The sequence below is a fragment of the Flavobacterium sp. Arc3 genome (assembly GCF_041431375.1).
In the GTDB taxonomy this organism is placed as follows: Bacteria; Bacteroidota; Bacteroidia; order Flavobacteriales; family Flavobacteriaceae; genus Flavobacterium.
The window spans coordinates 130,738-143,870 of record NZ_JASMRI010000001.1; the positions used below are offsets into that span (position 1 = coordinate 130,738).

7 protein-coding genes are annotated in these 13,133 nt (G+C 34.7%); 3 read left to right on the forward strand and 4 right to left on the reverse strand.

All coding sequences use genetic code 11. From position 1 onward, the window contains the following. Positions 1 to 117: 117 nt before the first annotated feature. A complete protein-coding gene (locus QO200_RS00475) occupies positions 118 to 4,401 on the forward strand; it encodes a choice-of-anchor L domain-containing protein (RefSeq protein ID WP_371535165.1) in 4,284 nt (1,427 codons plus the stop codon). Between the two features lie 212 nt (positions 4,402 to 4,613). Further along, the gene (locus QO200_RS00480) at positions 4,614 to 7,028 is read left to right on the forward strand and encodes a TonB-dependent receptor domain-containing protein (RefSeq protein ID WP_371535166.1); all 2,415 of its coding nucleotides are present in this window, start codon (positions 4,614 to 4,616) and stop codon (positions 7,026 to 7,028) included. A 95-nt stretch (positions 7,029 to 7,123) separates the two neighbouring features. Here QO200_RS00480 and QO200_RS00485 read toward each other — a convergent pair whose 3' ends face one another. Beyond that, positions 7,124 to 8,131 (reverse strand): 3-oxoacyl-ACP synthase III family protein, encoded by a 1,008-nt coding sequence (locus tag QO200_RS00485; RefSeq protein WP_371535168.1) that lies wholly within the window; start codon positions 8,129 to 8,131, stop codon positions 7,124 to 7,126. A 245-nt stretch (positions 8,132 to 8,376) separates the two neighbouring features. Here QO200_RS00485 and QO200_RS00490 point away from each other — a divergent pair, with 245 nt between their 5' ends. After that, entirely contained in the window at positions 8,377 to 10,788 is a 2,412-nt protein-coding gene (locus QO200_RS00490; protein WP_371535169.1) for a prolyl oligopeptidase family serine peptidase, read from the forward strand. A 45-nt stretch (positions 10,789 to 10,833) separates the two neighbouring features. On the opposite strand, the gene QO200_RS00495 is transcribed toward QO200_RS00490, so the two are convergent. The 3 genes from QO200_RS00495 to QO200_RS00505 form a co-directional block, all read right to left on the reverse strand. Then, on the reverse strand, positions 10,834 to 11,784 hold the full coding sequence (locus QO200_RS00495; protein WP_371535171.1) for an ABC transporter ATP-binding protein: 951 nt from the start codon (positions 11,782 to 11,784) through the stop codon (positions 10,834 to 10,836). A 142-nt stretch (positions 11,785 to 11,926) separates the two neighbouring features. Beyond that, positions 11,927 to 12,622 (reverse strand): OmpA family protein, encoded by a 696-nt coding sequence (locus QO200_RS00500; RefSeq protein WP_371535173.1) that lies wholly within the window; start codon positions 12,620 to 12,622, stop codon positions 11,927 to 11,929. Positions 12,623 to 12,643: 21 nt separating this feature from the next. Further along, the gene (locus tag QO200_RS00505) at positions 12,644 to 13,120 is read right to left on the reverse strand and encodes a lipocalin family protein (RefSeq protein WP_371535175.1); all 477 of its coding nucleotides are present in this window, start codon (positions 13,118 to 13,120) and stop codon (positions 12,644 to 12,646) included. Positions 13,121 to 13,133: the final 13 nt, after the last annotated feature.

Sequence of the window (13,133 nt, forward strand, 5' to 3'; positions counted from 1 at the left end):
ACCAAAGCAATATAGCATTTTTACTACTATGAAAATTAGATAGTTATAAAATTCGCTGAATGTCAAAATATTCATTTTATAAATGTTATTTTTGTTAAGGACATAAATTTTAAACACATGAAAAAGATCTTTATTTTTGGATTGTTAATGGTTTTTTTTTCTTCTTTTTCACAATCAATAACTGTTAATACAACTAAATATACCGCCGATGAGCTTGTTAATCAAGTATTGATTAACTCCCCATGTGTTAATGCAATTAATATAAATGTAAAATCAGGATCGCAATTTGGCTCAACTAATAGCATTGGCTATTTTGAAAACACCAATTCTAATTTCCCTTTTTCCAGTGGTGTAGTACTATCTACTGGTGATGTGACTAAATCACCTGCTCCTAATGACAACATATTGAGTGATGGAAACAGTTCCTGGACTGGTGATACCGATTTAGAAAACAATCTTCTTTCACAATCAGGAATTAGTATTAATTCCGTTAATGCAACCTATATTGAATTTGACTTTCAACCCAAAACACCCAACTTTGATTTTTCTTTTTTATTCGCTTCAGAGGAATACGGAACTTCACAATGCAATTTCTCAGATGCTTTTGCTTTTTTATTAAAGGATGTAACCGCAGGTGGAATAAATAGAAATATAGCAGTAATTCCTGGTACTAATATTCCCGTTTCTGTCGAAACTATTCGAGACGATACTTATAATTCAGATTGCCCTTCTGCAAATCCAAGTTATTTTGGCGCATACAACCCGAGTGGCTTTGGACCTTCAATCAATTTTAATGGTCAAACAGTTGAGATGGTGGCTTCGGCATCAAGATTAGATATCACGCATACATACAGAATCAAATTAGTAATTGCCGACGGAGGTGATAATGTAGCCTATGATTCTGCCATTTTCTTGGAAGCTAACAGTTTTAATATTGGACAAGATGTTTTAGGCATGGATTATACCACTGCCAACAATAGAGCTATCTGTCCATCAACAGTTTTACCAACTCTAAACGCAACTGGTTTACCTGCGGGAACTACTTTTATATGGAAAAAAGAAGGAGTCCCATTTTCGCCAGCACAAACAGCATCCACGCTAAATCTAAATTCTCTTCTACCACTTATCAGCTCTGGAATTCATAATTATAGTGTGAGTTATATCGAACCTGGATGCACAGAAGTGACCGATGAAATAAAGGTTGAAATATACCCCGAAATTGGAGTAATGACAACTGTACCTCCCATTTACCTTTGTAATACTGGCTTATTAACTTATGATTTTGATCTGACTAAAAATACAATAAAAATATTGGCAGGAAAAAATCAATCTACTTCGGCTAGTGGTGTTTTAGATGACTTAACTTCAGGAACACTAATAACATATCACCTTAGCGATACCGACGCCATAGCTAACAATAATGCGATAACGAGTCCGCATAGTATTTCTAACGCTGAAAACGGAAAAACTATTTATGCTAGAATTCAAAACCCTACTACTAGCTGTTTTGAAATCCGTTCTTTCCAATTACAAATTGTTAATAGTCCCATAATTGCAACCACCCCCAGCAACATCACTTTATGCGCCCTAAGTGCATCCGAAAATCCACCAAAAGCTGATTTCGACCTGAACACCTCAATAGCTTCTATTCTGGGATCGCAAGATACTACATATAATATCTTAACTTTCCATACAACCCTGGCAGGCGCAAATAATAACACTGCTATTTTAGCTATAAAAACTAACAATTTTTTATTATCCTCGAGTCGAACCATATGGGCCCGAATTCAAAACATTTCAAACCCAGATTGTTATATCACCACAAGCTTCGATCTTATTGTGACTCCTTTACCAGAAGTTGACATTCTGCCAGACGTATTTGTATGTACTGCCTATTCACTGCCTATATTGACTAAAACTGGAGCACAATACTGGACTGGCGCCAATGGAACTGGAACAGAATTATTTGCGGGAAATAGCATTAATACAAATACTACCTTGTATGTTTACAATCAATCAGGAGGCTGTACAAATCAAGAATCCTTTAAGATTACTATCACCGATTTAAATACGGTCACCCCAAAGTCAGAATCTTACTGTACACAATATAAGCTTCCCTCTTTGCCCTACGGAAAATATTTCACCCAAAGTGGAGGGACGAAGACTAGTGGAAATACAGAACTTCCAGCTGGCATTACTATAAATACAGCCGGAATAAATACTATTTATGTCTGGTTTGAAGACACAACTGTAACCCCATCTTGCACTGAAGAAAGGATCTTTACAATAACAATTATCCCGTTTACAGCACTACCTGATTATCCAGATCAGTTTGCCTGTAGTTCTTATACTTTACCCAGTGATCCAAATGGAGCTACTTATTATTCAGGGACTACCAAAGGAATGCCTATTCTCGCTCCAGGAACAGTTATTACAAATACTACTTCGGTATTTGCGTATAAAGAATCAGGAACAGCACCATTAAACTGTAGTTCAGAAAAAAGTTTTACAGTTTACGTAGACCTCTCCAACATTACTCCTCCAGCGGATGTTAATTCTTGCTCTGCTTACACGCTACCCAATTTAAATTTTGGTCAATACAGAACTGCAGTTGCCGGCGGAGGAATTGAAGTACCTGCAGCAACAGTAATTAATACCACAACAACTTTATGGTTCTACGTTCCTGGTCAAAACTGTACAGATAACCTCCAATTTACTATTACTGTCAACATACCACCATTACCTACATTTAATGATACGCCACCACATTGTGATGTTTATTACCTTCCTTCTGTTGCTCACAGTGGTGATTATTTTACAGGACCATTAGGAAGTGGAAGTAAAAGAGACGTAGGCTATCCAGTAACGGCAACTCAAACTATATATTTTTATGACAAAGCTGCGGTAGGCGCCTGTTATGTAGAAGATAATTTTCTTATTACAATTAATCGTTCACCTACAATTGATGCAAGACCTATAGAAGTTATAAAATGTGGCGCAAATTTTGTACTCGATGATTTACGGAATGGAGAATACTATGAATTTGCAGGTGGTCCCTCTTCGACAAATCCAATCCTACCCCCAGGGTCTGTAATTACAACATCAAAAAAAATATATGTATATGCTGCTGCTACCGCTCCAAATAATTGTACAAAGGAATACGCAATTGATATATTCATAACCAAAGTAAATCTTATAGACGATCAATATGCTTGCGACTCCTATATCCTCCCTGCAATAGTTGGACAAGGTGATTATTATACTGCTACTGGAGGCCCAAATGGAAGTGGAGTTAAATTATCCCAACCTTATGCACCTATCACAAATACTACAACGCTTTACGTATATGCTGAGGACAACAGTAGAGTTTCTTGTTTTGATGAAGATGAATTTACGGTAACTATTTACAATACTCCTATAGTATCAAGTTACCCTCCCGTAACAAGATGTGAATCGTATGCCCTGCCTCCTTTTGTTGCTCCTGTAAACAAATATTTTACTCAACCCGGTGTTCCTAGCGCTACAAATACAGAGAAGTTTCCAGGAGATTTGATCACTTCTTCTACAACTATTTACGCCTATGCCGAAACAGGAACAGCTACTACAAAAATATGTTTTGATGAACAACCAATGGAAATTACCATTCTTTCAAAACCAAACCCTGTTATTAACACCACCCCTATTTGCCACGATTTTGCTAATGGAAATACAAGCAACTCCTACAGTATAAGCAATTATACAACGCCGCAATATGCTTTTGAATGGAGAGCGGCTGATGGCACACTATTAAGTAGTGCTAAAGATTTCTCGACTAATCAAGCCGGCAATTACACATTAACCGTAACCGATCTATCGATCTTTAGCTGTTCATCAGATTCAGTTGATTTCACCGTTGAAGAAATATTCCCGCCAATATCAATCACTTACACTACTGAAGATTGGTTTTCTGATCGTCAAACCGTTATTATAAATGCAATTCCAATTTCAGGTGATGGAAGTAATTTTCTTTACTCAATAGATGGAAATTCTCCCCAAACGAGTAATACATTTACCAATGTGCAATCTGGAACTCATGAAATAAGTATTAGCGATGCTAATGGGTGCGGAAGCACAATTCCAATTGTAATTCAATTAATAAATAGTCCTAAATATTTTACTCCAAACGGAGATGGTTTTAACGATACTTGGAATGTTACAGCACTACCTAATCAAGAAAACCCTAATATATATATCTTCGACCGATATGGTAAACTCTTAAAACAACTTACCCCTAATGGAACTGGTTGGGATGGTACTTTTAACGGAAAACCTTTACCTGCCACTGATTATTGGTTTTCGATTGAGTATACAGAAGGCGGTGTTCTTAAACAATATCGATCTCACTTTTCATTAAAAAGATAAATCACAAACTATTTCACCTTAAGACTTTCTTCCCAGAAAGTCTTTTTTTTTTTGTAAAACTGTAACAAAACTAATATTCAACAGTCTATTAAGCATCTCCTTATATTTTAAATATTTTTTTATGCATAAAATAGTACTATGTATTGCATATATTTAAAACAAAAACAATACCTTTGAAAAATCAATCAAATTTTTAATCAAAATCATCAATCATGAAAATCAAATTAATCTTAGTATGCCTCTTCGGGACCCTAGTTTCGATGCAAGCGCAAACTTCAGTCAAAACTTCGAACAATGAAAACCCTGGAAGTATCACAGGAAAAGTAATCGATAAAAACAGTAACGAATCTCTTCCTTATGTCAACATCATCATAAAAGATGGAGACAAATTTGTTACTGGTGGAATCACCTCTGATAAAGGAATTTTTTTAATCAAAAGTCTTGATTTAAGAAATTATAATATCGAAATACAATTTATGGGATACAAAACCATTTCAACAACGGTCATATTATCTACTGACAAAAAGAACGTTGACCTAGGTACTTTTGAACTTAAAGAAGACGCGATAGAACTTAAAGGTGTGGATATCGTCAGCGAGAAATCGACCATTGAACAAAAAATCGATAGAAAAATTATCAACGTTGGGAAAGATTTAATTTCGACAGGAACAACAGCCAGCGAAATAATGAATAACATTCCTTCAGTAAGTGTTGATCCGCAAACAAATGCAATTAGTTTAAGAGGAAATTCAAATGTAAAAGTTTTAATAGACGGAAAACCATCTAGTATTGACGCTTCGCAATTATTGCAACAAATTCCATCGGCTTCTATCAAACAAATTGAGCTGATAACTAATCCATCTGCAAAATACAATCCAGAGGGAATGAGTGGAATTATCAATATTGTACTAAACAAAAACAGCAAAATAGGTTTTAATGGAAGTATCAATAATGGTGTCACATTTGGGAAAACGCCAAAAGTCAATTCGGCATTTGATTTAAACTATCGCAACGGAAAGTTTAATTTTTACGGTAACTATGGTCTTAATCACGGTAAACGCCTTAACCGCGGTCTAATTGTAAGTGAAGAAGAAGACAAAGAAAACACACAGCTTTATCAATTTAACAACCTCAGTACTTCACATCTTGCAAAAGTTGGAGTAGATTACTACCTTAATGACAACAATACCATATCGTTTTATACCAATCAGGTGTTTTATAAATTAAAAGGCTCTGGAGCTACGCAAGTAGATTATACTTCTAATACCACAAACGTAGATTTATTGCAACCTTATGAAAACGAACAAGACAACCAAGGTCAAACATATAATTTTGATTATAAGATAAAGTTCAAAAAAGAAGGACATAACCTAGAATTAGAAGCAAATTATGGTGAAGACGATAGTCGTGAAAACGCAATTTACACAAATTTAAATAGAGATAACAACACACTTATCAACTCCTTCACAAACGATGTACGTGTACTTAGCAAGAGTACAATTGTCAACCTAGACTATGTCAATCCTTTGAGCGAAACCATAAAATTAGAATTGGGTTTAGAACTAAGAGAAGAGACAACTGACAACAATTTATTTAGAGACAATGCGTATAGTTCTAATTTTACTTATGATCGAAATATCTACTCAGGATATACCACTCTGGGTAAACAATGGAAAAAATGGAGTTTTCAAGCTGGAGCCCGTGTGGAACAATACAAAGTGGAAGCATTATTTAAACAAGTCTCTGAAGCCAATGGACAATTTAAAGACGACATTTTAAGCATTTACCCTTCTACTTTCCTGAACTACAACCCTAGTGAAAACAACTCGTTCAATTTAAGCTTTTCAAGAAGAGTGGACAGACCAAGTATTGATCAGGTAAACCCAATTAGAGAATGGAGTACGGCGACTTTAGATTCAGAGGGAAACCCAAATCTTGTTCCGCAATTCACAAATTCATTTGAATTGAATTATACTAGAAAGACAAAAATTGGTTCTATTACTTCTGGCGTTTTTTATAGAAAAATTGAAGACGAAATCACCAGAGTTCTTTTTACCAATTTAGAAAACCCAAACAAGCAAGTGTTGTCTTATGCTAATTTTGACAACAACGATGCTTATGGATTAGAAGTATCTGGTAATTTAGATTTTAAAAAATGGTGGAGTGCTAATATTAGCTTAGACACGTATCAGAAAAAAGTAAAAGGAACCATTGAAACCACTCCTGGAAACTACGAATTTGAAGAAATTAATGCGACCACTTTTAATGCTAGAGTCAACAATACTTTTAAACCAACCAAAGATTTACGCATTCAGTTATTTGCCATGTACAGAGGAAGAGATCGTAGTCTTCAATTTGATGTTGCTAACATGTGGAAAATGGATATCGGAACCAGTTACACTATTTTAAAAGGCAATGGAACAGTTAGTGCACGTTTTAGCGATGTTTTTAATACCATGCGTTTTGCTTTTGATAATGATAAACCTTACAAAACAAACGGACAATTCAATTGGGAAAGTCAAACAGTGTATGTAGGATTCAATTACCGTTTTGGAAGTGGTAAAAATAAAGCAATTGAGAGAAAGCAAAGAGACAAGAATGAAACCCAAGGAGGTGGACCCTTATAAGAATTAGTTTTAAATTTTGTTACCAAAGAAAAACCCAGAGTATGCCAACTCTGGGTTTTTTGATATAAACTATTTTTTTTAACTAAATAACATCCTTACCATTTAATAACAGCACTTGCCCAAGTAAATCCACTTCCAAAAGCAGCTAAAACTACAGTGTCTCCAGATTTAATTTTTCCTTTTTCCCAAGCTTCAGTCAAAGCAATAGGAATAGAAGCAGCTGTTGTATTCCCGTATTTTTGAATATTATTGTAAACTTGATCATCTGTCAATCCAAATTTCTTCTGTATGAATTGAGAAATTCTCAAATTTGCTTGATGCGGAATCAACATATCAATATTTGAAACCGATAGATTATTTGCTTCAAGCCCTTCATTAATCACCTCAGCAAAACGAACCACTGCATTTTTAAATACAAATTGTCCATTCATATAAGGGAAATAACTTTCATCATCAGGGTCGTTATCTGCTAAAATATCAGTTACCCAACGCCCCCCCATTCCTGGAGCTTTAACGATTAGTTCTTCAGCATGCTGCCCTTCTGAATGCAAATGCGTAGAAAGGATTCCTTTAGTCAGGTCCTCTTCTCTACTCAAAACGGCTGCTCCTGCTCCATCTCCAAAAATTACTGAAACACCTCGACCACGAGAGGTCATATCTAATCCGGTAGAATGTACTTCTGAACCTATTACCAAAACGTTCTTATACATTCCTGTTTTAATATATTGATCTGCAACAGACAAAGCATAAATAAATCCTGAACATTGATTTCTAACATCTAATGCGCCTACTGTCCTCAAACCTAAATCACGTTGGACTAAAACTCCTGGCCCAGGAAAATAATAATCAGGACTTAATGTTGCAAAAACAACAAAATCAATATCTTCTTTAGCCACTCCTGAACGTTCAATAGCAATTTCGGCAGCTTTAACTCCCATAGAAGTCGTTGTATCTTCTCCTTTTATAATGTGTCTTCTTTCTTGAATCCCTGTTCTTTCTTGAATCCACTCATCATTGGTGTCAATAATTTTTGACAAATCGTCATTGGTGACCACATTGGAAGGAACATAAAATCCTAATCCCGCAATTTTTGAATGATACATATAATTGTTATTTTATTATAATAAGATTGTAAATTTAAAAATACTTTAAAATATAAGACTACAAATTACTCTTTTTTTAGCAATTAACAATTTATAAATTTTCGTTCCTCTTTTTGCCACTTTAAAAAATGAAGCTTCAAAAGGAAAATTTACATATTTTTACTAAAAAAAAAAGATAGAATGTAACAATCTAAATGCAAGTAAGACCAATAATTCTAATTAAATAACCAAAACAAAACCTATTTATGAAATCAAAATTTAGCCTAATTTTATTTCTTGGACTAAGCTTACATGCTTTTGCTCAAGAAAATATTACGTATCAAAAACCTTCTAAGTCAATTCTAGATTTAGTAGACTATGAAAGAGCACCATCTGTAAGCATGGATACAAAAAAGGAATACATGCTGCTAACCTATAGAAACACCTACAAGACTTTAGACGATTTAAATCAAGATGAGATGCGTTTAGGTGGTTTACGAATTAACCCTACTACAAATATTTCTAGTACGGTTACCTATATAAATAATATCAAGCTTCGCAAGATTAAAGATAAAAATGAAATTCAAGTTAGTGGATTGCCTACGAGCCCACGAATCTCTAACATCTCTTGGTCCCCTAGCGAGAAGAAAATTGCTTTCTCACATACTACAAACTCAGGTGTAGAACTATGGGTTATTGATATCGCTTCGGCAAAAGCAACTCAACTTACGGAAGACAATGTGAATGCTAACCTTGGAAATCCATTCAGCTGGTATAGCGACAACGAAAATATTTTAGTGAAAATGCTCCCAAAAAACAGAGCTGCTTTATTAGACGAAAAGAAAAATTTACCATTAGGCCCAATTGTTTCAAATGCAAGCGGAACAATTTCTCAAAATAGAACCTATCAGGATTTATTGAAAAATAAAACTGACGAGGCTAATTTCCAAAATATCTTGACTGCTGAGTTATACAAGGTAAATCTTAACGGAAGTAAAACTTTATTCAAATCAGCGGACATGTATGCAGGAGAAAACTTTTCTCCAGACGGGAATTACCTGATGATCAGCACCATTCAAAAACCATTTTCATATATCGTTCCCCTAAACCGCTTCCCTTCAAAAACTGTTATATATGACAAAGAGGGAAAAGAAGTTAAGGTAGTTAATGAAGTGGCCTTAAACGAAATTATGCCAAAAGGTTTCATGGCAACACGTACTGGGAAGAGAAATATGAATTGGAGAAATGACGAAGCGGCTACATTGTATTATGTGGAAGCGCTTGATGAAGGAAATCCAGAAAACAAAGTCGACTTTAGAGACGAAGTGTTCCAATGGAAAGCTCCTTTTGATAAAAATGCTACTCAAATACTAAAAACAGAACAACGCTTTGGAGGTATTATTTGGGGAAATGAAACTACAGCAATTGCTTTTGACCAGTGGTACGACACCCGAAATACTAAAACATATTTATTCAACCCGTCAGACGCTACTCAAGAACCGAAAATAATTACGGATAGGAACTCTCAAGACATTTACTCTGATCCAGGGAATTTTGAAACCATTAAAAATGCTTATGGTAAACAAGTTCTTGCGATTGAAAACAACAATCTTTATTTGTTAGGAGATGGGTTCACTAAAAATGGACAATTCCCATTCATAGACGAATTCAACCTAAAAAACCAAAAGACAAGCAGACTATATACCTCAACATATAAAGATAAAAAAGAGGATTTACTATCAATTGAGGATTTCAAAAAAGGAGAAGTTTTGGTACAAATTCAATCTAAGAATGAGTATCCTAATTATTACTTTAGAAATATCAAGAAGAAAGACCAACTTACTCCTATTACTAGCTTCAAGAATCCTTTTGAAAGTATCAAAAATGTAAGTAAAGAAGTAATTCAATATAAAAGAAAAGATGGTGTAGCACTTTCAGGGACATTGTACTTGCCAGCAGGATACGATAAAGTAAAAAAAGAAAAATTACCTTTATTGATTTGGGCCTACCCAGCAGAATATAAAGATAAAAACTCGGCAGGTCAAAACAATCAAAATCCAAATGAATTCACTTTCCCTTATTATGGATCGTTTGTTTACTGGGTGACTAAAGGATATGTAGTTCTTGACGATGCTTCTTTCCCTATTATTGGTGAAGGAACAACTGAACCGAACGATAACTTCATCACGCAGTTAGTTGATAATGCCGAAGCTGCAATTAACGCTGTAGATGCATTAGGATATATCAACAGGAAAAAAGTAGCTATTGGAGGACACTCTTACGGTGCTTTTATGACGGCTAATCTATTGACGCACTCTAATTTATTTGCTTGTGGGATTGCTCGTAGTGGCGCCTATAACAGAACGCTTACTCCTTTTGGTTTCCAATCAGAGCAACGCAATTACTGGGAAGTACCAGAGGTTTACAATACTATGTCTCCATTTATGAATGCAGACAAAATGAAGACGCCGTTATTATTAGTCCATGGAGAAGCTGATAATAATCCAGGAACATTCACATTACAAACAGAACGTTATTTCCAAGCCTTAAAAGGTTTAGGAGCACCGGTAAGAATGGTTATCCTACCTAAAGAAGCACACGGTTATGCTGCTAAGGAGAATATCTTACACCTTCTTTGGGAACAAGATCAATTCCTAGAGAAATATTTGAAGAACTAAGAAAAAAAGAAAGCCCCGAAATACTTAATTTCGGGGCTTATTTTTTTACGCTATCATCAAAGTTACTTCCTGATTTAATTCTAAAGGGACATCATGTTCAAAGAAAATTACTTTTCTATCAAAGACCGCTTTAATTAAATAATGACTTCCTTTAAAATAAGACTGTTTCACTACTGCTAATAACATTCCGTTGTCGACTACTGTTAACTGATGTGGATACAACAAAAGTATTTCATCTTCATCTCCTTCTTCCAAGGAAATTAAATGTGATGCTTTTAACTCATTCACTTCTCCAAAAAGAGAAGCCACATATTTATTTATTGGATTATTATACAAACCATAAGAAGCTGCTTTATCAATTAATTTTCCGTCTTGCAATACAATGGTCTCATCAGCAAAAGAAAGTGCATCTGTACTGTCATGAGTAGCTACAATACAGGTAACCCCATTTGATTTTAAATAGGCAAACAGATTTCTGCGAAGTGCATTTTTTCTAAAATTATCGATATGACTAAAAGGCTCATCTAATAATAATATTTCAGGCTCTAAAGCTAGAACTCGAGCTAAAGCCACGCGTTGTTGCTGTCCGCCGCTTAAATATTTTGTTTTCACATCAGCAAATTCAGTCATCTCAACGATTTCTAATAATTCGTTTACGCGTTCTTTTTTCTTTTCGGGAAAAACGTTAGAAAGAAATTTACCCACATTCTCAGCAACTGTAGTGTAAGGCATTAGGTCAAAATCCTGCGATAAATATTTGATAAAAGGCATTCCCGGCACTAAATTGTATTTTGGTCCTAACACTTCTGTTTCATTCCAGAAGATATGGCCTTCCTGCAAATCATGTAAGCCGTAAATCATTTTGAGCAGCGTGCTTTTTCCGCAACCACTTTCGCCAATTACGGCAACGTTCTGCCCTTTTTCTATAGTGAAATTAATGTTCTGGAGAACTATTTTTTCGGTATAACCGAATGTGATGTTTTGAACTTGAAGCATTTTTATGGTACTGAAATTTTGAGAATACAAAGATAGATTTCTTTGACAAAAAGATTTAAATGAAAGTGAAATTTATGTAAAAATTAATGCCGTTTCACTTTTAAAGCGAAACGGCATTACTCTATAAAAACCAAATAACTTTCTAATTTCCTGCTTCTATCTTAGCATCTTCACGCATTTTATCATTTGCTGTAATAGCAAACTCAACACGACGGTTTTGGCTTCTTCCTTCTACAGTCTCATTTGATGCAATCGGATCAGCAATACCTAAACCAGTAACATTAAATCTAGCAGAAGACACTCCTTTACTAACCAAATAATTTTTAACCGATGCTGCTCTTTCTTTAGAAAGTTTTAAATTATAATCAGCAGGACCTGTAATATCTGTATATCCAAAAATAGTAATATCAGTATCTGGATATTCTGTAAAAACAGGAACCAATTTATCTAAGTTCGCTTTTGCAGCTGCTGTAAGTGTAGACTTGTTAGTATCAAAACGTACTGCATTTTCATTTAATACTAATTGAATACCCTCACCTACTCTTTTCACTTCAGCTCCTGGAATAGCTTCATCAATTTGTCTGGCTTGTTTGTCCATTTTATTACCGATAACTCCACCGGCAACACCACCAACAACACCACCTAGTACAGCGCCCATTGCTCCCTTACCACCTTTTCCTAAATTATTTCCTAGAATACCTCCAATTATTGCACCACTTGCTGCGCCAATTCCAGCTCCTCTTTGAGTATTATTTGTGTTTTTTAACGCTTCACAACTTGTAAATAACGTCCCAATTGACATTACTAAACCTAATGTTATTATAGAAATCTTTTTCATAATTATTTTTTTTATATTTATTTAGTTTACTTTTTGAAATTGGTAAACTACACTGATGCTTTTACCTTCAACGTTTCCTTTATCAACTAATTGAAACGAAGTTTCAGTTTGATTTGCAACATTCAACACATAACCTTCTCTTACTTTTTTTGCTTTAATATCAGCATTTAAAACTTTTAAAACAAACTCTCCACTTTTATTTACAAACCAAGTAATTTGTGAACTAAATGGTGCACATTTACTATTTGTGAAAGCCATATTCCCTTTGTTGTTATTAGAAACAAATTTCCATGTGCTTCCAACAAAACATTGTGAATCTGCAATTTCAAATGAGTTCACTTTAATATATTCTGATCCAGGATAAGTAACAGAACTGATTACCCAGTTTCCTTTCATTGCGACTTGCGCCCCTTTGTCTAATTTTGTATCAGTAATTGAAGTCGATTTGCACGAAAATAACACTAAGGCTATTGCTGTTAAAAATAATATTTTTTTCATTTTTTTTGGTTTT

What these genes read in the sequence shown, in the direction of transcription:
- QO200_RS00475 (WP_371535165.1), top strand. Translation starts at nt 118, where the DNA reads ATGAAAAAGATCTTTATTTTTGGATTGTTAATGGTTTTTTTTTCTTCT.
- QO200_RS00480 (WP_371535166.1), top strand. Translation starts at nt 4,614, where the DNA reads ATGAAAATCAAATTAATCTTAGTATGCCTCTTCGGGACCCTAGTTTCG.
- QO200_RS00485 (WP_371535168.1), bottom strand. Translation starts at nt 8,131, where the DNA reads ATGTATCATTCAAAAATTGCGGGATTAGGATTTTATGTTCCTTCCAAT.
- QO200_RS00490 (WP_371535169.1), top strand. Translation starts at nt 8,377, where the DNA reads ATGAAATCAAAATTTAGCCTAATTTTATTTCTTGGACTAAGCTTACAT.
- QO200_RS00495 (WP_371535171.1), bottom strand. Translation starts at nt 11,784, where the DNA reads ATGCTTCAAGTTCAAAACATCACATTCGGTTATACCGAAAAAATAGTT.
- QO200_RS00500 (WP_371535173.1), bottom strand. Translation starts at nt 12,622, where the DNA reads ATGAAAAAGATTTCTATAATAACATTAGGTTTAGTAATGTCAATTGGG.
- QO200_RS00505 (WP_371535175.1), bottom strand. Translation starts at nt 13,120, where the DNA reads ATGAAAAAAATATTATTTTTAACAGCAATAGCCTTAGTGTTATTTTCG.